Source organism: Hyalangium minutum, assembly GCF_000737315.1.
In the GTDB taxonomy this organism is placed as follows: domain Bacteria; phylum Myxococcota; class Myxococcia; order Myxococcales; family Myxococcaceae; genus Hyalangium; species Hyalangium minutum.
Genome location: NZ_JMCB01000017.1, coordinates 191,038 through 215,414, shown reverse-complemented (window position 1 = coordinate 215,414; position 24,377 = coordinate 191,038). Strand labels below are relative to the sequence as shown.

The 24,377-nt window shown below is 68.0% G+C and carries 21 protein-coding genes; 14 read left to right on the top strand and 7 right to left on the bottom strand.

Features of this window, described 5'->3' with window-relative positions:
• Positions 1-8: 8 nt before the first annotated feature.
• From DB31_RS34455 to DB31_RS34435, 5 genes are read right to left on the bottom strand one after another with little or no spacing between them, the layout of a single operon-like run.
• On the bottom strand, positions 9-1,196 hold the full coding sequence (locus DB31_RS34455) for an aminotransferase class V-fold PLP-dependent enzyme (RefSeq protein ID WP_044195995.1): 1,188 nt from the start codon (positions 1,194-1,196) through the stop codon (positions 9-11).
• Positions 1,193-2,473: a DPP IV N-terminal domain-containing protein gene (locus tag DB31_RS34450; protein ID WP_044195994.1), complete on the bottom strand. Its 1,281-nt coding sequence runs from the start codon at positions 2,471-2,473 to the stop codon at positions 1,193-1,195. The genes DB31_RS34455 and DB31_RS34450 overlap by 4 nt, the downstream gene beginning before the upstream one ends.
• Complete coding sequence (locus tag DB31_RS34445; RefSeq protein ID WP_044195993.1) at positions 2,470-3,243, bottom strand: TonB family protein; 774 nt, start codon at positions 3,241-3,243, stop codon at positions 2,470-2,472. The genes DB31_RS34450 and DB31_RS34445 overlap by 4 nt, the downstream gene beginning before the upstream one ends.
• Before the next feature lie 3 nt (positions 3,244-3,246).
• Positions 3,247-3,729, bottom strand: coding sequence for a protein TolR (gene tolR, locus DB31_RS34440; RefSeq protein ID WP_063769291.1), 483 nt, complete (start codon positions 3,727-3,729; stop codon positions 3,247-3,249).
• An 11-nt stretch (positions 3,730-3,740) separates the two neighbouring features.
• Positions 3,741-4,448, bottom strand: coding sequence for a MotA/TolQ/ExbB proton channel family protein (locus tag DB31_RS34435; protein WP_157232316.1), 708 nt, complete (start codon positions 4,446-4,448; stop codon positions 3,741-3,743).
• Positions 4,449-4,629: 181 nt separating this feature from the next.
• Between DB31_RS34435 and DB31_RS34430 the strand changes: the two genes are divergently transcribed.
• On the top strand, positions 4,630-5,634 hold the full coding sequence (locus DB31_RS34430; protein WP_044195990.1) for a hypothetical protein: 1,005 nt from the start codon (positions 4,630-4,632) through the stop codon (positions 5,632-5,634).
• A 131-nt stretch (positions 5,635-5,765) separates the two neighbouring features.
• On the top strand, positions 5,766-6,578 hold the full coding sequence (murI, locus tag DB31_RS34425; RefSeq protein WP_044195988.1) for a glutamate racemase: 813 nt from the start codon (positions 5,766-5,768) through the stop codon (positions 6,576-6,578).
• Between the two features lie 16 nt (positions 6,579-6,594).
• On the opposite strand, the gene carF is transcribed toward murI, so the two are convergent.
• Positions 6,595-7,443: a plasmanylethanolamine desaturase gene (gene carF / locus DB31_RS34420; RefSeq protein ID WP_044195987.1), complete on the bottom strand. Its 849-nt coding sequence runs from the start codon at positions 7,441-7,443 to the stop codon at positions 6,595-6,597.
• A 231-nt stretch (positions 7,444-7,674) separates the two neighbouring features.
• Here carF and DB31_RS34415 point away from each other — a divergent pair, with 231 nt between their 5' ends.
• From DB31_RS34415 to DB31_RS34360, 12 genes are all read left to right on the top strand, one after another.
• Positions 7,675-8,226 carry a hypothetical protein gene (locus DB31_RS34415; RefSeq protein ID WP_044195985.1) on the top strand — a complete coding sequence of 184 codons (552 nt, stop codon included), beginning with the start codon at positions 7,675-7,677 and terminating at the stop codon, positions 8,224-8,226.
• 109 nt (positions 8,227-8,335) lie between these two features.
• Positions 8,336-9,031: a cell division ATP-binding protein FtsE gene (ftsE, locus tag DB31_RS34410; RefSeq protein ID WP_044195984.1), complete on the top strand. Its 696-nt coding sequence runs from the start codon at positions 8,336-8,338 to the stop codon at positions 9,029-9,031.
• Entirely contained in the window at positions 9,028-9,930 is a 903-nt protein-coding gene (locus tag DB31_RS34405) for a cell division protein FtsX (protein ID WP_044195982.1), read from the top strand. The genes ftsE and DB31_RS34405 overlap by 4 nt, the downstream gene beginning before the upstream one ends.
• Positions 9,927-11,042: a murein hydrolase activator EnvC family protein gene (locus tag DB31_RS34400; RefSeq protein WP_044195981.1), complete on the top strand. Its 1,116-nt coding sequence runs from the start codon at positions 9,927-9,929 to the stop codon at positions 11,040-11,042. The genes DB31_RS34405 and DB31_RS34400 overlap by 4 nt, the downstream gene beginning before the upstream one ends.
• Positions 11,043-11,110: 68 nt before the next feature.
• Positions 11,111-11,971, top strand: a complete 861-nt coding sequence (locus DB31_RS34395) for an alpha/beta fold hydrolase (RefSeq protein ID WP_044195979.1) — start codon at positions 11,111-11,113, stop codon at positions 11,969-11,971.
• 44 nt (positions 11,972-12,015) lie between these two features.
• Positions 12,016-13,344, top strand: coding sequence for a S41 family peptidase (locus DB31_RS34390; RefSeq protein ID WP_044195977.1), 1,329 nt, complete (start codon positions 12,016-12,018; stop codon positions 13,342-13,344).
• Positions 13,345-13,458: 114 nt separating this feature from the next.
• Positions 13,459-15,399 (top strand): PEGA domain-containing protein, encoded by a 1,941-nt coding sequence (locus tag DB31_RS34385; RefSeq protein WP_240487013.1) that lies wholly within the window; start codon positions 13,459-13,461, stop codon positions 15,397-15,399.
• Between the two features lie 2 nt (positions 15,400-15,401).
• The gene (locus tag DB31_RS34380) at positions 15,402-15,659 is read left to right on the top strand and encodes a hypothetical protein (RefSeq protein ID WP_044195975.1); all 258 of its coding nucleotides are present in this window, start codon (positions 15,402-15,404) and stop codon (positions 15,657-15,659) included.
• A gap of 196 nt (positions 15,660-15,855) precedes the next feature.
• A complete protein-coding gene (locus DB31_RS34375; RefSeq protein WP_044195973.1) occupies positions 15,856-16,833 on the top strand; it encodes a D-alanine--D-alanine ligase family protein in 978 nt (325 codons plus the stop codon).
• A 24-nt stretch (positions 16,834-16,857) separates the two neighbouring features.
• Complete coding sequence (locus DB31_RS34370; protein WP_044195971.1) at positions 16,858-17,502, top strand: glutathione S-transferase N-terminal domain-containing protein; 645 nt, start codon at positions 16,858-16,860, stop codon at positions 17,500-17,502.
• 265 nt (positions 17,503-17,767) lie between these two features.
• Positions 17,768-19,411: a hybrid sensor histidine kinase/response regulator gene (locus DB31_RS34365; RefSeq protein ID WP_083969033.1), complete on the top strand. Its 1,644-nt coding sequence runs from the start codon at positions 17,768-17,770 to the stop codon at positions 19,409-19,411.
• Between the two features lie 146 nt (positions 19,412-19,557).
• Complete coding sequence (locus DB31_RS34360; protein ID WP_169787136.1) at positions 19,558-22,299, top strand: sensor histidine kinase; 2,742 nt, start codon at positions 19,558-19,560, stop codon at positions 22,297-22,299.
• A gap of 22 nt (positions 22,300-22,321) precedes the next feature.
• Here the strand turns inward: DB31_RS34360 and DB31_RS34355 are convergent, their stop codons facing one another.
• Positions 22,322-24,367 (bottom strand): PAS domain-containing hybrid sensor histidine kinase/response regulator, encoded by a 2,046-nt coding sequence (locus tag DB31_RS34355; RefSeq protein WP_044195967.1) that lies wholly within the window; start codon positions 24,365-24,367, stop codon positions 22,322-22,324.
• Positions 24,368-24,377: the final 10 nt, after the last annotated feature.

Genomic DNA, 24,377 nt, shown 5'->3' with positions numbered 1-24,377 from the left:
GAGCCTACTCAACGCAGGAGCGCTTCCAAAGCATCACCCAGCCGCTGGTACTCCGTGTGCGAGTTGTAGGCCTGAGCGGACAGCCGGAGGTGACGCTGGGGCGCCTTGGGCCAGGCGGTGATGGGCACTTCGATCTTGTAGTCGAAGAAGAGCCGGTCCTGGAGCGGGTCCAGGTAGTGCGGAGGCGAGGGCTCCAAGGGGTAGCCGTCCGGGAGGCCCACGGTGGCCATGGCGCCCACCATCTCGTCGGGGCAATGGGGGGCAACGCCGAGGCGCTCACAGAGGAGCTTGCGAGCGGCCAGGGCCTTGGCACGGTTGTCTGCCATCAGCGCGGGCCAGCCTCCGGGCAGCAGTCCGCCCATGACGCGCAGGGCCAGAGGGACACAGAGCACCGCGGAGGGGTCATGGGTGCCCGTCCAGTCGAAATCCAGCCGGAAGCGGGAGCGGTCCCGGCGCGGCGAGTTGTGGCCATGGCTGACGGACAGAGGCTTGAGCCCGGCCTGCAAGTCTCTGCGCACGTAGAGGAAGGCCGCGCTCTTGGGAGCGCAGAGCCACTTGTGACAGTTGCCGGTGTAGTAGCCGACGCCGAGCGTGCGAAGGGACAAGGGCACCTGGCCGGGGCCGTGTGCGCCATCCACGAGCGTCTCCACGCCCTGCTCCCGCATGCGATGGAGGATCTCGTGGAGGGGGAGAACGAGCGCCGTCTGGCTGCTGATGTGGTCGATGAGCAGCAGCTTGGTGCGGGGAGTCACCTGCTCCATGACGGCGTTCACCACGGCCTGAGGCGTGGGAGAGGGCCAGGGCAGCCGGGCCACCACCACTTTCACGCCCATGCGGCCGGCGGCCCAGTCCAGCGCGTTGCGCGAGGCGTTGTACTCGTGGTTGGTGGTGATCAGCTCGTCGCCGGGAGAGAGCTGCAGCGAGCGCAGCACCGTGTTGACGCCCGCGGTGGCGTTGGACACGAAGGCCAGGTCGTCCGGATCCGCGTCGAGGAAGGCACCCAGTGCGCCGCGAGCTTCATCGAGTAGCGGCTCGAGCTCCCGCGCGAAGAAGCGGACGGGCTCGGCCTCCAGTCGCGCGCGCAGCTCGGTCTGGGCCTGAAGCACCTCGGTGGGGCAGGCGCCGAACGAGCCGTGGTTGAGGAAGGTGATCTCCGGATCCAGCGACCAGCGCGAGCGCAGCGGCGAACCGCTCATTGCGCCGGGGCCCAGTCGGGCGTGAGGCCCCCGGCCTTGTCCATGGGCAGGGCGAGCTGGTTGTTGCCATCCGCCGTCATCACGTAGAGCCGGGGTGTGCCGTCTCGGGTGGAGGTGAAGAGGATGAGGCGGCCATTGGGCGAGAAGGTGGGCTCCTCGTTGTTGCCCTGGTCCTGGGTGAGGCGGGTGATCTTCCCGGTGTCCACGTTCACCGTGAACAGGTCGAACGCGTTGCGCTCATCGCGGGCGGTGAAGGCAATGAGGTCCCCGCGAGGCGACCAGTCCGGCGTCTGGTTGTAGTTGCCCTGGAAGGTGAGTCGGCGCGGGCTCGAGCCGTCCGCGCTCATCACGTAGAGCTGCGGCGAGCCGCCCCGGTTGGACACGAAGGCGATGCGCTTGCCGTCCGGTGACCAGGCGGGGCTGGAGTTGATGCCGTAGGGCGTGTCGGTGATCTTCTTGGGCGAGCTGCCATCCGCGTTGGCCACATAGAGCTGGGTGCTCTCGCCCTCGGCGAGCGCGTAGGCGATGCGCTTGCCATCCGGAGAGAAGGCGATGCCGGTGGCCATCTGCCCGCTTTGCTCCACCTGCTTGGGCTCCTCGCCGGGCTTCTGGATGTAGAGGTCCGGCTTGCCCTTCCGGTAGGAGGTGAAGCCCACGGCGCCACCGGGACCCAGGGCGGGCAGCAGGTTGATGCCGCCATTGGTGAGGGCGCGGGCATTGTTGCCGTCCCAGTCGGACACGACCACGTCCCGGTTGGAGCCCGCCTTGCGCACGAAGACGATGCGCGAGAGGAACGGGCTGGCCTCGCGGGTGAGGTGGCGGTAGAGCGCGTCCGCGAGCAGGTGCGCCAACTGGCGAGGCTCGGTGCTGGGCACGTCGTGGCTGGCCTTGAAGTCCTCGCGGCCGGTGCCGACGTTGAACAGGCGCAGCTCGCCGCGCAGGGTGTTGCCCTCGGCGCCCAGCTGCACCTTTACGAGCGACTCGGCGCCCACGTCCGACCAGCGCGCGAAGTTGATGCTGCCTGCCGTCATCCCCTCCTTGGGGTCGGCGGTGAAGCTGGCGCGGTCCAGCACCTGGAAGATGCCGGAGGCGCGCAGGTCGAACAGGAAGGCCTCGTCGAAGTCATTGGCGAGCCGTTTGCCGCCCTCGTCCACGCTCAGGGGCGCGGGGACGGCGAGGGGCATGGGGCGGAAGTTGGCCCCGGAGATCTGGATGACCGGAGCCTGGGCGAGAGCCGCGATCGGAAGGAGCAGAAGCGAGAGGAGGAGGGCTTTCACGGGCGGAACTCCAGGACGACCCCCTGCTTCTGGAGCGAGTCACGCAGATGATCAGGGGGAGGGGAGAAGGGAGCGGCTTTCTTCACCGCGGACAGCACGGCGGTATCGAACAGATCGTTCCCGCTGCCGGTGGCCAGGCGCGTCTCGAGCACCTCGCCAGCCCGGCCCAGGCGCACCTGCACCTGCGCCTTGAGGTACATCCGCTCGGCATCGGGGATGGTGTCGGCGACGTCGTAGTTGCGGCGGACCTGGGTGGACAGCAGCGCGAAGTAGCGCTCGCCCTCGGCGGTGGCGGAGTCGCCGTCCGGATCGCCGTCCTCGGCGCCCTCGAGCTCTTCGGGCGGGGCCTGCTTCGCCGTCTTGTCGAAGGCACCGAACAGCCGCTTGCGCCGGTCCTCGCCCGAGGTGTCACCCTTCTGCGGAGCAGGGGCAGGCTGTGGCTTGGCCACGGGCACGGGGACCACGGACTTGTCTGGGGGCTTGGCGGCTTCGGAGGGCGGAGCGGGAGGCGCCTTCACCTCCTTGGGCGGAGGCGGAGGCTGCTCCTTGCGCGGCAGCAGCTTCTCGTCGCGCGGCTTTCCCTGGCGCACGAGCGAGGCCTTGATGACGGGGATTTTCGGGTCCACCTTCGGCCCCGCTGTCAGGGCCGAGTACACCAGCCCGATGACGAGCAGCAGCCCATGCCCGGCGACGGACACGCCGACGAACAGGCTCAGCCGCGAGGGCCGGGCCACGAGCATGCTCTGGGCGACAGCGGGGTGGAGCGACATGGGCTAGCGCTTTGCCTCTTTCTTGGGGCTTCCCTTGGAGGTGTTGCTGCCTCCCTTGGACGCCGCCGCACCCGCCGCTGGGTCCGTGATCATCCCCACGTTGGTGATGCCCGCGCGCTGGGCCGCCGCCATGACCTCGACCACAATGCCGTAGGGCACGTCCCGGTCCGCATGGAGGTACAACTCCTTGTCGGCCTGGGCCTTGGCGTTGGCGGCCAGCTTCGTCTCCAGCTCGTTCAGCGCCACCTCGGCGTCCCCGATGAAGACGCGGTGCGCGGTATCGATGGAGAGCACCAGCTTCTTGTCTGCGGCCTCCACGGGCGTGGCCTTGGCCTCCGGGAGGTTCACCTTGACGCCCTGCTGAATGAGGGGCGCCGTCACCATGAAGATGATGAGCAGCACCAGCATCACGTCCACCATGGGCGTGACGTTGATCTCGCTCATGGTGACGCGGCCCTGGCCGCGGTTGCCTCCGCTCATACCCATGGCGCGCGCTCCTACTTGAAGAAGTGCCGCTTGACGATGTTGAGGAAGTCCGCGGAGAAGTTGGCCATCTCCGTGTCGAAGATCTTGATGCGGCTGACGAACGAGTTGTACGCCACCACCGCCGGAATCGCGGCGAACAGGCCCGCCGCCGTGGCGAACAGCGCGTTGCCCACCGGTGCGGCCACCGTGGACAGCGTGGCGTTGCCCTTGTCGGCGATCTCGTTGAACGCGTTCAGGATGCCAATCACCGTGCCGAACAGCCCCACGAACGGCGCCGCCGCGCCCACCGTCCCCAGGAACGGCACCCGCGACTCCAGCTCCATGATCTGCGCCGTGGCCGCGCGGTTCAGCGCCCGCTCCACGTTCTCGATGCCGCCCAGACGCTCACTCATGGCTCCGTCCGCGCCTTCCTTGACCTGGGCCAGCTTGGACAGCTCCTCGTACCCAGCGCAGAACACCTTCGACAGAGGCGAGCCCTCCAGCTTCTGCGCCGTCTGGTAGATGCCCTCCAGCCGCGTTCCCTTCCAGAACGTGTCCAGAAAGGTGAGCGACTGTGCGCGAGCCCGGGACAGCTGGTTGTGCTTCATGACGATGAGGGCCCAGGAGGCCACGGAGACGCCCATGAGCAGCCCGAGCACGGACAGCTCGATGAGCGAGGCGCCGCGGATGATCTCCAGGTAGTTCATGGCGCCGAGCGCCAGGGGCAGGTGCGACATCAGGTGCGACATCATGGACACAGGCCGTAGCACTCCGATCCAGGGTGGTCAAACAAAGCAGAGGAGGCAGGGAGGCGAGCAGGCAGAGGGGTTGGAGTTCATGAATAATTCCCGAAGGTCCCCGTCCTAAAGGGCACAACGGCTTGGTTACCCGGCCTGTCCCCACAACGAACTGGATGCTTCCATGAACTCGCGGCTGCTCTTCGCATTCCTCTGTCTTGCCTCAGTCTCCACGGGATGCATCGTTGTCGATGACGACCACCGGCCTGCTCCGTCGGTCCCCGGCGACGTGACGTTCCTGTGGACGTTCAACGGGCTGCGCTGCGACCAGGCGCGCGATGTGTACGGGGTCAACGTCATCATCCCCGGCGAGTCGCTGCTGAACGACGGCAAGTACGCGTGCAACACCGCGGGCTCGGACGGCATCACCCTGCATGACTTCGCGCCCGGCTCGTACAACTTCACCCTGCAGGCAGTGAACTTCCAGAACCAGATCATCTTCGAGGCCAGCGGCACCTTCGTCATCAACGGCAACAAGACGGCGATGGTGGACCTGGCGCCCGTGGGCAACCCGACGTCCTACGCCCTGCTGAACTGGAGGTTCCCGGGGAACATGGGCTGCGGGCAGGCGGGTGTGGCCACGGTGGACATCACCCTGGATGACATGGCGCCGCGCAACTTCGACTGTACGGTGGGTCAGTCGGCTCAGGGCCTGCAGACGCCGAACCTGGATCCGGGCTCGCACTTCATCGAGTTCATCGCTCGCGCTCCCTCGGGTCAGCCGCTCTACTACTTCAACGGTGAGCTCGTGACGCAGGCGTACAACCCGGTGGCCGTGCTGTATGACCTGTACGCGGTGGGCGGGGCCTCCATCTCCTGGAAGTTCTCGGATGGCTCGGTGACGTTCGACTGCAACTCGCTGTCTCCGTCCCTGCAGATCGGCCTCAACTTCCAGGACACCACGACGGGCCAGTGGGTGTACGGGGCGCTGGGTGACTGGCACAACTGCATCGACAAGCCCATCGTCTACAGCTACCTGAAGCCCGGCACGTACAAGGTCTCCCTGTACGCCAAGACGAACAGCGGCACCGAGTACCGCTCCAACCCGAACATCGCCCCCATCCTGGTGCAGGCCCACAACTTCCCGGGCCCGAACAGCGCCCTCGAAGTGACGATGTACCGGCAGTAACCCAGGACGGCAGGTTGTAGGGGAAGCGAGAGGGCCGGGGATTCCATCCCGGCCCTCTTTGCGCTGCGGGGGCCTGTGTCCTCCCGCCCACTGCGTGGGCGTTGGCATCAAACGTGATAGGGAGCAGGGGCATGCGGCAAACCAGCCACGGTCCCATTGGGGTGTTCGACTCGGGTGTCGGAGGGCTCACCGTCCTCAAGTCGCTCATGGAGAGACTCCCTCACGAGAGCACCCTCTATCTGGGCGACACGGCGCGCGTTCCCTACGGCACCAAGTCCGGCGAGGTGGTGACGCGCTACTCGCTCAAGAACGCGCAGTTCCTCCTCGAGCGCGGCATCAAGCTGCTGGTGGTGGCCTGCAACACGGCCTCCGCCGTGGCGCTGCCGGCGCTGTCGGCGGCCCTGCCAGTGCCGGTGATCGGGGTGATCGCCCCCGGCGCCCGTGCGGCCCTGAAGCGCACGCGGGGCGGCGGGGTGGGCGTCATCGGGACGCCGGGCACCGTCCGCTCCGGGGCATACCAGCGCGAGCTCCAGGCGGCGGACCCGCATGTGAAGGTGAAAGCGAGGGCCTGTCCGCTCTTCGTCCCGTTGGCGGAGGAGGGGTGGATGACGGGCGAGGTGCCGCACCTCGTGGCGCGCGAGTACCTGGCGGACTTCGCCCGCGAGGGCGTGGACACGCTGGTGCTGGGCTGCACCCACTACCCGCTGCTCAAGGGCGCCATCGCCGAGGTGGTGGGGCCCCACGTGGCACTGGTGGACTCGGCGGAGGCCACGGCGGAGGCCACGGCCGAGCTGCTGGCCCTGCGAGAGATGCTCGCGCCCGAGGGGGCCCCGACGACTCACGGTTACTACGTCACGGACGTGCCGGAGCGCTTCGTGGAGGTGGGGGCGCGCTTCCTGGGGCGCCCCATCCCCTCGGCAGAGCAGGTCGACCTGAGCTTCTAACCGCGGCTACCGGGACTCAGGCGGAGGGGCGTGCGGAGGAGATGGACTCGGGCTCCTCGGTGCGCTCCAGCAGGGCCTTGGCGGCCTGCACCACCGGGGCCTCTCCGCCCACCTCGGACGCGAGCAGGGCCGTAGCCGCCTCGGTGCCGATGTCATCCTGGCGCGGCAACAGGCCTGTGGCCCAGGTGACGATCCGCTCCATCGTGGGGAAGAAGGCGATCATCGCCAGCGGCTTGTTCAGCCAGCCCACGGTGATGCAGTAGTACTTGTTGTAGGGCGCCGTGTGGTGGATCTGGTGGTGCGCCGGCGGAAGGATGAGGTGCACCCGCTGGAAGAAGGAGATGAGCGCGGGCGGGTTGTCCAGGTGCGACCACTTGTGGAACTGGTTGGTCGCCATCACCCAGAAGATCATCGACCCGAGCGAACCGGCCAGGAACACCCACGCGGTGCTGGTGTGCGGCATGGCCACGCACATGATGGCCACGGGGATGGAGATCAGGCAGTTGTTGCCGTTGGTCTCGATGAAGTCGTGGCGGGTGATGGCCTTCTCGTCCACGTGGTGCTCGCGGAAGGGCCGCACGAAGGCCTTGCCGATGGCCGGCATGTTGGCCGAGCCCCACGTGTCCGCCATCCAGTGCACGAAGCCGGACACGAAGTCCGCCATCAGGTAGCCCAGGAGCACCACGCTCAGCACCAGCCAGGGCCCCACATGGGGGTTACCCCACAGCTGGTACACCAGCGTCCCCTCCAGCGCGAGGAAGGTGACGATGCTGGCGATGTCCATCAAGCGGATGGCGCGCGTGTAGCCCTGGGCCAGGACCTTGGCGTCCTGCTGACGGACCTTGTTGGTGACGTTGTTCTTCATCTCACACCTGGTTAGGGATCGCCGGGGAGGCAGACGTTCACGGAAGAACGTACGTAGCCTAGCTGGATTTCGGTTTTCAACGAACCCCGCCTATACCCGAACGGAGAGCGGCCAGGCTCCGTTCCAGGCGGGGACGCAGGAATTCGGCCAGATAGGCGACGGCGGCCGAGAACAGCGGTAGGCTTGCCTTGTGCCGGTCCTGACCCACTGCTAGCGTCCGGCGCCTCTGGCATGGCGAAAACCTTCGAGAAAGCCGTTACCGGCTTCAACCACAACATCAAGCACAAGGGGAAGGTCTACCACGTCCAGACCGAGGACTCGGGTGTCAACAACCCCCACATCATCACCCACCTGTTCGTGGGGGGGAACATCCTCGCCTCGAAGAAGACGTCGTACGCCGACATCCTCAACGCCGAGAACCTGGCCGAGGTTGTCCGTGAGCTGATGGAGGAGCAGCACAAGGAGATGCTGCGCAACCTCATCAACGGCGTGTACGACAACTACGAGTCTGTCGCCACGCGGCACTATCAGCCCGGCCAGCTCGCCCCGGAAGCGGATGCGCCCCAGGCGAAGGTGCAGGCTCCCGTAGCTCCAGTCAGCAAGCCCGTGCCGCCTGCCGCCGTGCAGCTGCCTCCCGAGGTGGCCGCCGCTCGCGCCATGAAGGTCCAGCCCAAGATCAATGAGGTGGGCGTGGAGACCCTCTTTGGCGAGGACCTGATCTCCGAGAAGAGCCTCGACGAAGTCATCCTCAGCTACCTCGCGGGCGAGGGCGAGCAGTCCTAGGCGCCGCCTCCGGGTGTGCGCCTGGGTGCGCCTCGGCAGCCCAGGAAGCAGGCAAGCGAGGGTCACGGAGTGGAGCGAGGGCCCACTTGGGTCCACAATCGCCCTGCCGATGATCCAGATGTTCCATGTCTACAAGGCCTACCCCGGCGATCCGCCGGTGCTCTCGGACATCAACCTGCATGTCGAGAAGGGGGAGTTCGTCTTCCTCACCGGGCCTTCGGGCGCGGGGAAGACGACGCTCTTGAAGCTGCTGTTCTGCGGGGAGAAGGCCACCAAAGGGCAGATCCTCGTGGGCGGCCGCAACATCGCGCGCATCCGCGAGTCCGCCGTCCCTTACCTGCGGCGCAACATCGGCGTGGTGTTCCAGGACTTCAAGCTGCTGCCCCAGCGCACGGTGGAGGACAACGTGGCCTTCACGCTGGACGTGCTCGGGGTGCCCCGGGCCGAGGCCCGCGAGAAGGTCCACCGCATGCTCAAGCTGGTGGGGCTGGAGCACAAGGCGGGCTCATACCCGCTGCGCCTCTCGGGTGGAGAGCAGCAGCGCGTGGTGATTGCCCGGGCGCTGGTGAATGATCCCACCATCCTCCTGGCGGACGAGCCCACGGGTAACCTGGACCCGGCGCTCACCGTGGAGATCATGGACCTGCTCAACCAGGTCAACATCCGTGGCACCACGGTGATGGTGGCCACCCACGACAGCACGCTGCTGGCGCGCTATCAGAAACGCACGGTGCGGCTGGAGCGCGGCTTCATCGTCTCCGATGAGGATGGCGTGAAGGCCGCGCGGCGGATGATGGCGGTATGAGCGCGCTGGCCAAGGTCTCCTACTTCTGGCGCTCGGCGGCCGGGGGCCTGCGGCACTCGCCGTTCGTGCACTTCATCGCGATTACCACCATCGCCATCGCGCTGTTTGCCGCGGGGCTGGCGCGCACCACGGGCCGGGCGCTGGATGGGCTGCTGGCCTCGCTCGGCGGCGAGGTGGAGGTGACGGTGTACCTGGCGCCGGAGCTGGCTCTGGAGCAGGTGGATTCCCTGCGCACCAAGCTGGAGGCGGCCAGTGGCGGCAAGGCCGTGCTCGTGAAGCCGGACGAGGCCTTGAAGCGGCTGGCTCGCGAGCTGGGAGACCTCGGCGACGCGCTGGCGCAGCTGCCCGAGAATCCGCTGCCGCCCTCGCTGGAGCTGAGCGTGGCCCCCGAGCGGCGGACCCCGGAGCTGCTGGAGGCGCTCGCCACGCAGATCCGCGTGCTACCCGGCGTCACAGGCGTGGACTACGGCCGCGAGGCGGTGGAGCGGCTCACGGCGATTGCCCGGGCCCTGCGCTTTGGCGGGCTCGTGGCCTTCGCGGTGGTGCTCTTCGCCACCATCATCATCGTCTCCGCGACGCTCCAGCTCGCCATCTACGCGCGGCGCGAGGAGATCGAGATCCAGAAGCTCGTGGGCGCCACGGATCGCTTCGTCAAGGCGCCCTTCCTCATCGAGGGGTTTCTCCAGGGGCTATTGGGGGCGGCGGTGGCGCTGATGGGACTGTGGGCCTTCGACCGGGCGGTGGGGCCTACGCTGACGTCGCTGTTCTCCTTCCTCCTGGGGCCCACGTCCTCCGAGGCGCTGGTGCGTCCAGTTCTTGCGATGGAGCTGGGGGTGGCGGGTGGCCTGCTGGGGCTCGTGGGCAGCTTCATCGCCGTGGGGCGGTTCTCGCGGGTATGAGCCGGACGGTTCTCCTCATGCTGCTGCTGGGAGCCACCGCCGCGCTCGCACAAGACGAGGCGGCCGAGCGGGCCAACGTGCGCGAGCAGCTCGCCACCCAGCGCGCCGCCATCGCCCTCATCGAGTCCAAGAAGGTCTCGGTGCTGGAGGCCGTGGAGCTCCTGGAGCAGATGGCAGGCCTGGCTCGCAAGCGCGTGCAAGTCGTGGAGAAGGATCTGGCCGCCTTCCGCAAGCGCGTGGCCGTCGCCGAGCGCGAGGAGGCCATTGCACGCCGGGTGCTCCAGCAGCAGCTGCAGCGGCTCACGCCCCGGTTGCGGGCCCTGTACCGGTTGACGCGCCGCCAGCCCATCGAGGCGCTGCTCACCTCGGAGGACTTCTCCTCGCTCGTGTGGCGCGCGCGGACGCTCGAGGCCACCATGAAGAGCGACCTGGAGCTGCTGCGCGCCGTACAGCACGTGGCGCGGCTGGAACATCAGACCGTGTTGGAGCTGCGGCGCCTGCAGTCCTCGCTCACCGCGCGCCAGGCGTTCCTCAAGGAGCAGGTGGCCTTCGCCCAGCAGCAGCAGGCGGCGCTGAAGGACGTCGTGGCCACGCTCACCGGCGAGGTGGATCTGGTGAAGCGCGTGGTGCGCGAGCTGGAGCAGGCGGACGGCGAGCTCACGCGCATGCTCGAGGACATGAAGGAGGGCACCACGGCCACCGGCTTCCGCGCGCTCAAGGGCAAATTGCCCATGCCCACCGTGGGCATCATCGAGGTGGGCTTCGGCAAGGTGATCAACCCCCGCTTCAACACCGTCACCGTGCAGAAGGGCGTGGACCTGCGCGCTCCCGAGGGCGCTCCCGTGTACTCCGTGGCCCCGGGCACCGTCGTCTTCGCCGGGACCCTCCGGGGCTACGGCAACCTGCTCATCCTGGACCATGGCAACGGCTACCACTCGCTCATGGCCCACCTGGCGACGGTGGGGCCCGCGGTGGGCGCCGAGGTCCAGGCGGGCGACGATGTCGGCACCGTGGGAGACACCGGCTCGCTCAAGGGGGCCTACCTCTATTTCGAGATTCGCAAGGGCGGGGTGGCCGTGGATCCAGCACCCTGGTTCGCTCGCAGCCCTTGACGCGCTGCATAAAGGCCTGGCAGCCATTAGTGTAGGGACTGGACCCTTCTCAGGAGCGAGCAAGCCCGGTGGATCTGTTAGGCGGTGTGCAGAAGGTGATGCGCCACATGCTCGTGGCGCGCGGTGTGGAGTCCAAGGTCGTCTCCGTGGCCGGCCAGTCCGTCCACATGTACGAGCTCAAGGGGCAGGGCAAGGGGCCACCGGTGGTGCTCGTGCACGGCCTGGGAGGTTCCGCCAACGGCTTCGCCAAGCTGTTCTTCGGGTTGGCCAAGCGCTTCTCGCGAGTACTGGCGGTGGATCTGCCCGGGCATGGCTTCTCCGCCGAGTATTGCGGTGGGCCCGTCTGCGTGCGCGGCCAGTTCGATGTGCTCCGCCTCTGGTGTGAGCAGGTGGTGCGCGAGCCGGCTTTCGTGGTGGGCAACTCGCTGGGCGGCGCCATGTCCGTGAAGCTCGCGGGGGATCATCCCGAGCTCGTCAAGGCGCTGGGATTGGTGGCTCCGGCGGGCGCTGCGCTGGCGCCCGAGGCTCTGGATGCGCTCCTGTCCTCCTTCGACATCAAGACGGCTGCCGAGGCGCGCCTGCTCATGGGCCGCCTGTTCCACAAGCCGCCGCTGCCGGTGATGTTGTTTGCCGGGGAGCTTCGGAAGTTCTACGGCACCGCCACGGTACAGGCGCTGGCGGCCGAGGCCCGCGCCACCCGCGAGAGCCTCGCGCCCGAGGTGCTCAAGAGCCTGAAGATGCCCGTGCTGCTCGTCTGGGGAGGGAGCGAGCGCCTGCTCCCTGCCGAGACGCTGGACTACTACCGCTCCCACCTGCCGTCCCATGCCCAGGTGCGTGTGGTGGAGGGCTTCGGTCACATCCCCCAGGTGGAGCGGCCCGAAGAGCTCGCCTCGCAGTTGGTGCGCTTCGCGGACGAGGCAGGGCTGTAGGGGCGGTGTAGACTGGGGTCGTCAATGGGGAAAGGACGCACCTCGTGAACCGCCTGCTCCACTCGTGGCGTGTGGCGCTCGCAGCGGGCCTGCTGCTCGCCGTGCCCACCGCGCGCGCGGATCGCGAAGACACCACCTACAAGAACCTCGAGGTGTTCGCGCGGGTGCTCTCCTACGTGGAGAACAACTACGTGGAGCCGGTGGATCAGCGCAGGCTCATGCACGGCGCCATCAAGGGCATGCTCGAGACGCTGGATCCCCACACCCTCTTCATGCCCCCCGAGGTCTTCAAGGAGATGAAGATCGACACCTCCGGCGAGTTCGGAGGCCTGGGCGTGGAGATTGCCCGGAAGGTGGATCGGCTCGTGGTGGTGGCCGCCATCGACGACACGCCCGCCGCGCGCGCCGGCCTGCGCCCGGGGGATGAGATTCTTCGCATCGACGACGAGTCCACGCAGGGCAGGGACCTCCCCTGGGCGCTCCAGAAGATGCGCGGCCCCGCGGGCAAGCGGGTGCTGCTCACCATCATGCGCGACGGCTTCAGCGCGCCGCGCGAGATCGCCATCATTCGCGACCACATCCGCATTGTCTCCGTGGAGGGCTCGCTCTACGGCGGCATCGGCTATGTGAAGGTGAAGAACTTCCAGGACCGCACGGACCTGTACCTGCGCAAGGAGCTGGACCGGCTTCGCGGGCTCAACGGCGGCAAAGAGCTGCGCGGGCTGGTGCTGGACCTGCGCAATAACCCCGGCGGGCTGCTGGATCAGGCGGTGGCGATCAGCGATCGCTTCCTGCCGGGCAACCTGACCATTGTCTCCACCAAGGGCCGCAACGGCGCCAACGCTACCGATGAGCGCAGCAAGGACCGCGACACGGAGGCCAATTATCCTCTGGTGGTCCTCGTGAACGCGGGCAGCGCCTCGGCCTCGGAGATCGTCGCGGGGGCGCTGCAGGACCACGGACGCGCCGTCATCATGGGCACGCAGACCTTCGGCAAGGGCAGCGTGCAGACCGTCATCGAGCTGGAGGACGGCTCCGGGCTGAAGCTCACCATCGCTCGCTACTACACGCCCAGCGGCCGCAGCATCCAGGAGCGCGGCATCACCCCGGACTTCTCCGTCCACGAGGAGCCGGGCGGCAAGCCGGGCCGCGAGACGCGCGAGAAGGATCTGGAGCGCCACTTCAAGGCGGAGCCCGTCGTTTCTGCTCCCGAGCAGTCCCCGAGCCCCCGCACGCTGCCGGCCAACCTCAAGCCCTGGGACGTCGCCGCGAAGCTGAAGGATCCGCCCCTCAAGGTGGCGCTGGAGTACCTCCACTCCATGGCTGGAGGAGAGGCGGGCTCCGCGCCCCGAGCGGGCACTACTGAGCGGTAGCCGCGTTCCTCGCTGGCTTTTCACCGCGCAGACCATTTAATGCGCGGCGACATGGTCGAGAGAGTGATGCGACGATCCTGGATTCGTGTGCTTCAGTCGGCTCTGAGCGGCCTGATGGTGGGTCTGCTTGCCTCGGGGCCCGCGCTGGCACAGCAGCCCGTGGTGCGCCTGTTGCCCCGCGTTCTCCCGTCCGCCGCGGCGCCGACGCTCACCGTGCTCGTGGTGCCGCTGGATGCCGCAGCCCAGGCCCAGCTGCCCCAGCTGACGTACCAGGCTGAGCAGGCCGTGGCGGGCACCGAGCGCTTCCAACTGGTGCGCTTGGCGGATGCGCTAGATGCCCAGGGGGCTCGGGAGCGCGATGCCAAGGCCGCGGCGGCCGCTGCCGCGCTCCAGGAGGGCCAGAAGGCCTACGACGAGCTGGACACCCAGCAGGCGCTCAAGCAGTTCGACCAGGCCGCGCAGCTGTACGAGGGGAGCGACCTGTCCCGCCACTTCATGGACATGAGCCGGGCGCGGGTGATGAAGATCGCCGCGTACGTCGCCAACGGCGACAACAAGGCGTTCCAGCGTGAGCTGAAGGAGGTGCTCGCCCGGAACCCGCGCGCCGAGTTCTCCTCCAACTTCTTCCCGCCGGACGAGCTGGCCGTCGTCGAGAAGGTTCGCCGGGGCATCCTCGCCGAGGCCACCCGGACGCTGGAGGTGAAGACGGGCGACGTACCCGCCCAGATCTTCATGGATGGCCAATTCCAGGGCATCTCCCCCATGACGCTCTCGGGCCTGACGTCCTCCGAGCACTTCGTCACCGCCATCGCGCCCGGGTACGCCTCGGCCCAGGGGCGGTTCCGGGGCGAGGCGGCGCTCAAGCTCGAGCCGCTCCCCACCGCGTCCAAGCTGAAGGCGTGGGTGGACCGCATCGCCGCTGCTCCCGAGGGAGCGGACCGGGACGCGGCGCTTCGCGAGCTGGGCACCTTCGCGGGGACCCAGCAGGTGATGGCGCTGCTGGTGCGTGGCACCCCCAGCATCTCGGGCCAGGATGCCATTGCGCTCCGCGTGGAGGTGTCCGATGGCCACAACGCGGGCTACGCGGTGGGGCCGCTGCCGCTCTCGGGTGACGCGGGGAACACGGCACTCCAGGCGCTCCTGGCCAGCGTGCTCCAGACGGACGCGCTGCGAGGGAAGGGCGGCAAGCCCACGACGCACTACCCCACGCAGGGGCCAAGCGCGGGACGCAAGACGGCGGGGTACGTGCTGCTGGCCACGGGCGCGGCGCTCGTGGCGGGAGGCATCTACTTCGGCCTCGAGGCTTCCTCCAAGGCGGATGACTTCAAGAAGCTGCCTCAGAGAGATCCCCGGGCGGAGAAGCTCCGCTCGGATGGCAAGACGTACGCGCTCGTCGCGGACGTGGGGGTGATCGCGGGCCTCGCCTCCGCGGGAGCGGGAACGTGGCTGGCCTTCCTGGGAGGCGGAGACGGAGCGGACTCCGGTGGGAAGAAGGGACGCGTGACGCCTGCGCCTGCTCCTCGTCCGGAGACAGCTCCGGCGGCCCGGCCCGAGGACAAGCCCGCCACACCTGCGGCCACGGGCAAGACCCAGGACAAGCCCGCCACCGCACCGGCGGCCGGCAAGCCCGAGGACAAGCCCGCAGCGGCCCCTCCTGCCGGGGACAAGGCCACGCCGGCGACCGCGGCTCCTCAGGGCAAGTCCACCCCGGCCTCTCGCGCGGAGGAGGAGAAGCGCAAGCGTGAGGAGGAGAAGAAGCGCGCGGAAGAGGAGCGGCTCAAGCGCGAGGAGGAAGAGCGGCTCAAGCGCGAGGAAGAGGCGAAGCGCAAGCAGGCTGAGGAGGACAAGCGCAAGGGCGAGGAGCGGCTCAAGCGCGAGGAGGAGGAGAAGCGCAAGCAGGAAGAGGAGCGGAAGAAGCGCGAAGAAGAAGAGAAGAAAAAGCGGGAGGAGGAGGCCAAGCGCAAGCGCGAGGAGGAGGAGCGGCGCAAGCGTGAGGAAGAAGAGAAGAAGAAGAAGAAGCCCGCACTCGATGAGGACGATCTCCGGAACTACTAGTCATGCGCTCTCACTCTCTGCTCTGGTTGCTGTTGGTTCTGGCGCTGCCCGCGTGCAGCGTGCTGCTCGACTTCGATCCCGAGGGCCAGCCCTGTGATGCTCGGAGCCAGTGCCTCCAGGACTACGTGTGCGTGGACGGAGGCTGTGTCTCCTCGCCCGGTGCCAGACCCGATGGAGGCACGGGCGATGGAGGCACGGGCGGCTCCAGCCTCTGCGAGGACCCCTCGGGTTGCCCCGAGCAGCCAGCCGAGCTTCGCTGAGCCGCGTCTGCCTGGCTGCCCTCCCTTTGCGTGGCTCCGCTGCCGCGCCGTGTCTGGAAGGCCACACGCTACAGATCTGTAACCCCGCGAAATCAAAGGGTTAGCACCACTCGTGTTGGCAGTTTTCGTGACGTGCCGCACGAGTGGTGTTGGCATCCCGCGTGCTGAGGACTGGACCCAGGAGGAAGTCATCAACATGGGCAAGCGCGTTGGAGTGCTGATGGGCGGGTGGGGCGAGGAGCGGGAGATTTCACTGAAGACCGGCGAGGCGGTGGTGGCCGCGCTCGAGGAGCAGGGCCACACGGTGACTCGCGTCTTCGCGGGGCCGGGGCTGGATCGGGTGCTGCGGTCCGCCGAGATGGACATGGCCTTCCTGGCGCTCCACGGGCGCATGGGCGAGGACGGCAAGGTGCAGGGCCTGCTGGAGCTGCTCGAGCTGCCCTACACGGGCTCGGGCGTGATGGCCTCCGCGCTGGCCATGAACAAGCCCTTCGCCAAGAAGCTGTTCCGGCTGCACAACCTGCCCACGGCGCCGGGCTACCGCATCGGCCGCGCCGAGCTGCCCACACTCCAGGAGCGCCACGGCGACCTGGGCTTCCCCTGCGTGGTGAAGCCGGCCTGCGGCGGCTCGTCGGTGGGGCTGGCCCTGGTGAACGACGCCGAGACGCTGACCTCCGCGGTGGCCGAGGCGTGCCGCTACGGCGGCGAGGCGCTCGTGGAGCGCTACGTGCGCGGCCGCGAGGTGACGGTGGGCATCCTCGGCGGTGAGGTGCTCGGCAGCTGCGAGATCTCCTATCCCCGCGAGGGCTTCGACTACGAGGCCAAGTACAAGGGCGGGGCGCGCTACCACCTGCCGCCGCGGCTGTCGCCCACGCGGCTGGCCAACGTGGAGCACCTGGCGCTCGCCGCCTGGGAGGCGCTGGGCTGCCGCGGCTACGGCCGGGTGGACCTCATCTGCTCGGACGAGGACAACGACATCGTCCTCGAGGTGAACACGCTGCCGGGGCTGACGCCGATGAGCCTGCTGCCGAAGATCGCCGCGCAGAAGGGCATCACCTTCTCGCAGCTGTGCGAGCGCATCCTGGCCCTGGCCACCCGCGACGAGGCGGGCGTGACGGAGGCCCCAGACATGGCCACCGTGCAGCCCGCGCCGCGCCGGGCCGTGGGCGGCTGAGCCGAGCCTGGGAGAAGAGCCAACATGTCCGCTGCGCCCGAAGCACTCGAGAGACCTGTCCTCATCGGCCGTTCGAGCTCTCACTTCACACGCATCGCGCGGATCTTCGCCGCGGAGCTGGGCGTGGACCATTCCTTCCAGGTGGTGCGAGACCTGATGTCCTCCAACCCGGAGGACTACGGCGGCAACCCCGCGCTCCGGATCCCAGTCCTGAAGACGCCCCAAGGGAGCTGGTTCGGAGCCCTCAATATCTGCCGCGAACTCTGGCGGCGGTCGAGCTCCAGACCTCGCGTGAGCTGGCCCGAGGACCTTGACGTGCCGGTCCTCGCCAACGCGCAGGAGCTCGTGCTTCAGAGCATGGCCACGGAGGTGACGCTGGTCATGTCCAAGGTGGGCGGTGCCAGCGACAGCAGCGCTCACCACACCAAGATGCGAACGCAGTTGATCAACATGATGGCGTGGCTGGAGCAGAACGCGCAGGCGGTGCTCGCCGCGCTCCCGCCCCAGCGGGACCTGAGCTTCCTGGAGGTCACGCTCTACTGCCTCGTGACGCACCTGGAGTTCCGGGAGGTTCTGCCGACGGCTCCCTACGTGGAGCTGACCCGGTTCTGCCAGCAGTTCGCGAAGCGCGCTTCCATCCAAGAGACGCCCTTCCGCTTCGACACGTAGGGCCGGGCGCCAGCAGCCCCGCGGTGAGAGTTCTGTATCTGGCAGAGCCCTCGTCCGCCGGTCGCATGACAACAGCCCGATAACAGACATGTTTCATGAGCCCCAAGCGGTGTGTCCTTTGGGGCAGCACTGTCTGTGTATCTCGATCATTAACATGCAGCGGCATCCATGAGGTCAGGGGAGGCACTGTCTGGCCCTGCCAACTTCGCTGCCCATTGAAGAGACACGCCGCCAAGGCTCGAGTGAGCCCTCGCAGAGGCTTTCTGTGGGGGCCGCTCCACGGCCTCGCGTGCTCCTGGTGGATGACGACCCCGACAGCCTTGCGGCCTTGGAGATCCTCCTGGAGCCTCTGGGCGCGGAGCTCGTCAAGACCACCTCCGGGGAGCAGGCGCTCCAGACGCTGTCCACCGGGAACACGTTCGCGCTCATCCTCCTGGACGTGCGGATGCCAGGCCTGAATGGCTATGAGACAGCCGATCTCCTGCGGCAGGACGAGCGCACCCGCTCCATTCCCATCATCTTCCTGACCTCCTGCGCCCAAGGAGAAGAGGAAGTGAAGACTGGGTACGCGCACGGCGCCGTGGACTACCTGCCCAAGTCCTTCCCCGCCCAGCTGCTGCGCTGGAAGGTGTCCTCGTTCATCGAGCTCTTCCTGTCCCGGGGAGACGGTGCCGCGGGCCAGCGCCCCCAGATGCTGGCCGAGGCCTCGCAGGCGCTCCGAAGGGAGAGCCAGGAGCTGGCCTCCCTGGCGCAGGCCATCACCCGCGAGGTGGTGCGCCACATGGGCGACAGCAGCACCCTGCGGCTGTGGTCCGAACCGGATCGGCTGCTGGAGTGCGTGTCGCTGAGCCATGTCAATTCCCGCGCCCAGGAGGAGCTGCTCCAGCGGCTGGCGGGCCCCAGCCAGCGCCCGAGCGAGCTGCACTTGAGCCTGGCGAGCACCGGCCAGTCCTTCTTCTGGCCCGTCGTCTCCCTGGAGGAATTGCTCGCCCAAGCCCTGCCCGAGCAACGCCCCACCTTGGAGCGCTACCCCATCCACTCTTGGATGGCCGTCCCGCTGGTGGCCCACGGCCGCGTCCTCGGCACGCTCGATGCCGTGCGACACACCCCGGGGCGGCCCTTCTCTCCGGAGGATCTCCGGCTGCTGGAGGAGTTCGCGTCCATCGCGGCACTGTCCCTGGAGGAGAGCCGGTCCCTGCGGGAGCAGCCCCCCCAAGAGGCCCTCCGGCAGCAGCTCGAGTTCGAGCAGAAGCTCATCGGGATCGTCTCTCATGATCTGCGCACCCCGCTGGGAGCCATCGTCATGGCGGCGGGGCTGCTCCAGGCCACCCCCGGCCTGGACGAGCGCCAGCGCAGGGCAGTCCACCGCATCCTCTCCTCGAGTGACCGCGCCACACGGCTGATCCAGGACTTCTTGGACTTCACGCAGGCGCACCTGGGCCAGGGCATTGCCTTGAAGCTCCAGCGGGTGGACCTGCACGACGTCATCCGCGAAGTGGTGAGCGAGGTGCTGCAGACCTCTCCGGGGCTGCGGGTGAGCGTGGAGCAGAGAGGGGACGGGCAGGGGCTGTGTGATCCGGATCGCCTGGCCCAGGTGGTCACCAACCTGGTGAACAACGCGCTCACCTACGGCGCACCCGGCATGCCCGTGGTGGTCAGGAGCGAGGCATCCCCCGGCACGTTCCTGCTCGAGGTCCACAACCAGGGGAACGCCATCCCCGCCGAGCTGCTTCCTCGCCTCTTCGACCCGCTCATGCGTGGAGCGCACTCCGCTCGCAACCTCAGCCGGAACATCGGCCTGGGCCTCTTCATCGTCCGGGAGATCGTCCGCGGCCATGGGGGAAGCATCGAGGTTTCGTCGAGCCAGGAGGCGGGCACTACTTTCGCTGTGCGCCTGCCACGGCAATGAATGCCTTGAAGCTGGAGAGGTTTCGCAGCGGGCTGGTCACCCTGGCCAGCGTGGTCCCCGCCGTGATCGCATGCCTGGGGCTGGTGGGCTGGGCTCTCGGGAGCTGGACCTTGATCCGTGTCGTGCCCAGGCAGGGGGCGGGGATCATGATGCCCAACACCGCGATCGGGCTCCTCCTGGGCAGTGCATCCCTGGCGCTGCTCCGCGCCGAACACGTGGGCCCGTGGCGAAGAGCGCTGGGGAGGGCGCTGGCGGGAGGGTGCGTGCTGCTGGGGGCGATGATCCTGGCGGAGTACCTCCTGGGGGTCTCCCTCGGAGTGGATCTCCTGCTCTTCCGTGAGACAGTCCAGGCCCTGGTGCCCTTGTTCCCGGGACGGCCGACGCCGCTGACCGCGCTGGCGGTGTTCCTCTTGGGTGCGGCGCTCCTGTTCCTGGGGAAGAAGACCCGCCGGGGGGGGCACCCTTCCCAGGTCCTGGCCCTGGGCGTGACGTTCCTCGCCGCGCTGTCGCTGCTCGGCTACCTGTACCAGGACGAGCGCCTGATCTCGCACGGCCCGCTGGTGAGGGGCTTCTCATTGTTCAGCCCCATGGCGATCCACACGGCAGGAGCCCTGCTACTGCTGTCGGTCGGGGTGCTCTGGGCGCGGCTGGACCTGGGGGTGTTCGGGCGTGAAGACGTGGGCGGGCACGTGGCTCGCCGGCTCCTCCCGGCGGCGATCGTCATTCCCCTGGCACTGGCAGGACTGCGGCTGCTCGGGGAGCGGCTGAAGCTTTATGGGACGACCTTTGGCACCTCGGCCTTTGCGCTCGTCACGGCGATGGTCCTTGTATCCGTGGTCCTGTGGAATTCGCGGCAGCTCACCCTGCTGGATGCAGCGCGGCAGCAGGCACAGCACGCGCTCCGATCCTCCGAGGCCCGCCTCGCCGGTATCATCAGCAGCGCGGCGGATGCCATCATCTCCGTGGATGCGGAGCAGCGCATCCGCCTCTTCAATACGGGTGCGGAGCACATCTTCGGCTACGCGGAGGACGAGCTGCTGGGGCAGCCCCTGGACATCCTCCTCCCCGAGCGGCTGCGAGCCATCCACCGGGAGTATATGCGCGGCTTCGCGGCTGGCGCGGTGGGGGCCCGTTTCATGGGAGAGCGGCGGGCCCTCATCGGCCTGCGCCGCAAGGGTGAGGAGTTTCCGGCCGAGGCCACCATCTCGAAGATGGAGCTGGAGGGGCGGCCCATCTTCACCGTCATCCTGCGCGACATCAGCGAGCGCGTGCGCGTACGGGAGGAACTCAACGCCGTCGAGCAGCGCTTCCGGGCCTCCTTCGAAGAGTCCCCCATTGGCATGGTGATGGTATCCCCGGAGGGCGCGTTCCTGAACGTGAACGCCGCCTTCTGCTCCATCGTCGGCTACAGCGCGGAGGAACTGCTCTCTCGGCGGGTCCAAGACATCACGCTGCCGGAGGACGTGGAGAAGAGCCATGCGCAGATGTGCCAAGTGATGGAGCGCCGGCTACGTGCTTCCCAGTTCGAGAAGCGCTACGTCCACAAGGAAGGCCACCTCGTCACGGTCCTGGTGGCGATCGCCGTGGTCCGCGACGCCCAGGGACGTCCGAGCTACTTCATCGGCCATATCCAGGACATCTCCGAGCGCAAGCGCCTGGAGCGCAGCCTGAGCGTGCTCGCGGAGGCGGGACTCCGGCTCGCCGGTACGCTCGACCTGCCGGCCACGTTGGAGGCCGTGGCACGGCTGATGGTGCCCACGATGGCGGACTGGTGCGTCATCTGCCTGCTCGATGAGCGCCAGCGGATGGGCTGGGTGGAAGGTCACGCGTCCTCCCCGCGCATGGAGCGGCTGCTGCGCGAGCTGATCGACCGCTATCCCGAAGGCGTTGTCCTCCCGGGAGCCGCTGCCGAGCCACCGGTCCTCGGGATGAAGCCCCTGCTCATCGAGTCGTTCCCGGTGAAGGTTCTTGAGGAGGCTGTCCACGATGAGCACCACAGGGAACTGCTCCGTGGGCTGGAGTTCGGAGCGCTCATCCGCGCTCCTCTGGAGACGCGGGGGCGGGTGCTGGGGATGCTGCTGCTCACCCGGACCGAGGCAGGCTGTTACCAGGAGTGGGACCTGGAACTGGCCCAGGAGCTGGCCCGCCGGGCCGCGCTCGCCATCGACAACGCCCGGCTCCACACGCAGGCCGAGCGGGCGATTCGCGCCCGGGACGAGGTGCTCCGGATCGTCGCCCATGATCTGCGCGCGCCCCTGAATGTTGTCTACTTGAGCGCGCGGATGCTTCAGGAGCGCCTGTCTCCAGAGAGGGCCGACGACAGGAAGCGCCTGGACGCCATCCTCCGGGCGGTGGGACGAGGCAACCAGCTCATCCAGGATCTGCTGGACGTGGCCCAGTTGGAGGCTGGCCGCCTCTCGGTGGTGCCCCAAGCCGAGCCCACCCGGCCGCTGGTCGAGGAGTCCCTCCATGCGCACCGGGCGCTCGCGGAGGCCAGGTCCATCCAGATCGAGCTCTCCATGCCCGAGGACTGCCCCGCGCTGCTGGCCGACCGGAACCGCGTGCTGCAGATCCTGTCGAACCTGCTCGGCAATGCGCTCAAGTTCACGCCCGAGCGCGGCGTGGTGGCGCTGCGGGTCGAGTCCGAGGGGAACCTGCTGCGCTTCTCGGTGAGCGACACGGGACCGGGCATCCCCGCCGAGGAGGTGCCGCACCTCTTCGAGCCCTTCTGGCAGGCGCGCCCTGGCAGGAAGGAGGGCGCGGGCCTGGGATTGTCCATCGTGAAGGGGCTCGTCGAGGCCCATGGAGGCCAGGTCCGCGTCCAGAGCACCCTGGGGGTGGGGAGCTGCTTCTCCTTCACGCTCCCCACCGCACCACGGCCTCTTTGACGGCACTTCGGGCAACAGCGACTCAGCCCTCGCTTGTCCCCGCCTCCACGCTCGCGGCGGTCTGCCGCAGGTCCTCGCGCAGGGCCGCGATGATGGCATTCAGCTCCGTGTGGATGGCGCGAACCGAGGCCTGGAGCAGAGCGGGGGCGCGCTCTTGCTGGGCGAGGAGCGCTCGTCCCTGCTGCAGCGCGTCCTGAAGGACATGCGCCTGAAGCAGCGCCACGGTCATCTTGATCTTATGGGCCTGGAAGTCGAACGCCTCCAGGTTGCCTGCCTCGAGCGCCTGCTGGAAGGCGTGCTTGTGCTGCTCGGCGCTGGTGAGGGTGATGGTGATGAACTCTCTCAGCGCCTCGTCGTCCCCCTCGGCCATGCGCCGGAACTCGTCCAAGCTGAAGCGGGGCCGGGCGGGGGAAGGTTCCACCTCTGCGCCTTCCTGGATGGGGAGGTCCGCCGTGCGAGAATCCTCGGGAGCCGAGAGCGAGGAGGCACCGCGCTGGGAGATCTTCGAGAAGAGCTCCTCCGGCCTGAAGGGCTTGCAGACGAAGTCCGTGAAGCCCGCCGCGGTGAGCCGCTCCTCCAGCCCGACCCGCGTCGAGGCCGTCATGGCGAGGATGGGCAGCTTTCGGAACTGTTCCTCGGGCAGGGCCCGAATGGCGCGGGTGGCGTCATAGCCGTCCAGCTCCGGCATCTGCAGATCCATCAACACCAGGTCGTAATGCGCCTCCTGGATCTTCGCGACGGCTTCGTGCCCGTTCTCCACCACGTCGAATCGGGCACCCCACTTGCGCAGGTACTGTGAGAGCACGAAGACATTGACGGAGTTGTCCTCGGCCACCAGCAGGTGCATGTCCCGTAGGCCCTGGGAAGTGGCCGTGTTCCTCGCGACGTGAACCTCGGGTGGCTCGGAATCCGCGGCCACCTTCAGGGTCAGATCGAAGAAGAACGAGGAGCCCTCTCCCGGCACACTCTCCAGGCGCAGCGTGCGGCCATACAGGCCCAGCAGCTTCTGGCAGATGGCCAGGCTCAGGCCGCTGCCATACCGCTGGGGGGCTTCGTCGCTGGGCTGCGAGAGCTCCTCGAAGACCGTGGCCTGGAGGGGCTTGGGAATGCCGATGCCCGTGTCGGTGACCCGGAAGTCGATGCAGACGGACTCCGGCGAGGACTCCCGCACGTGCGCCGCGAGCGTCACGGTTCCGCGATCGGTGAACTTGATGGCATTGGCCAGCAGGTGGGTGAGCACCTGGCTGAGCTTGACGGGCTCTCCTAGCAGCCACCCCGGCACCCCCTCATCCACCACCACGTGCACGGCCAGCTTCTTCTCCTCGGCCTTGGCGGTGAGGCCGTAGAAGATGCCGTGGAGCAGCTGGCGGACATTGAAGCGCCGCTCCTCCAACACCCGCTTGCCGCCCTCGAGCTTGCTGATGTCCAGGATGTTGTCGAGCAGGTCCAGCAGGTTCTCCGACGAGGTCTGGAGGATGCCCACGTACTTCTCCTGCTCCGGAGACAGGTGGGTCTGCCGCAGCAGTCCTGAGATCCCGACGATGGCGTTCATCGGCGTGCGGATCTCGTGGCTGATGATGGACAGGAAGTCCGTCCGGGCCCGGGCGACTTGCTCGGCCTGCTCGGCCCGCTTCCGGGCCAGCAGCAGCTCCCGCTCGTAGTTCTTCCGCTCGGTGATGCTGAAGGCGGTGGTGCGGTGGAGCACCACCCTGCCCGTGGCGTCCTTCTTCTGCACGGTGTTGATCAGCACGGGCAGCGAGCCGCCGTGCTTGCATAGCAGCTCGAAGTTGATCTCCCGGACGCGCCCCTGCAGCTGCAGCAGGGGCGCGTAGTGCGTCTCGTGGAAGATCTTCCCCCCGACGGTCAGCAGGTCCTGGAACCGCCTGCCCTCCAGCAGCTCGTCCCGCTCGTAGCCCGTCCACTCCAGGAAGGTCTGGTTGACCCGGATGAGCATCCCGTTGGGCAGCGTGGAGAAGTAGCCGCAGGGTGCCTGCTCATAGAGCTCCTCGGCGCTCTCCTCGGGGGCTGTCCCAGGGGGGCCTTGAGGCCAGGGGATGCGCGATGCCAAGACCCCACCG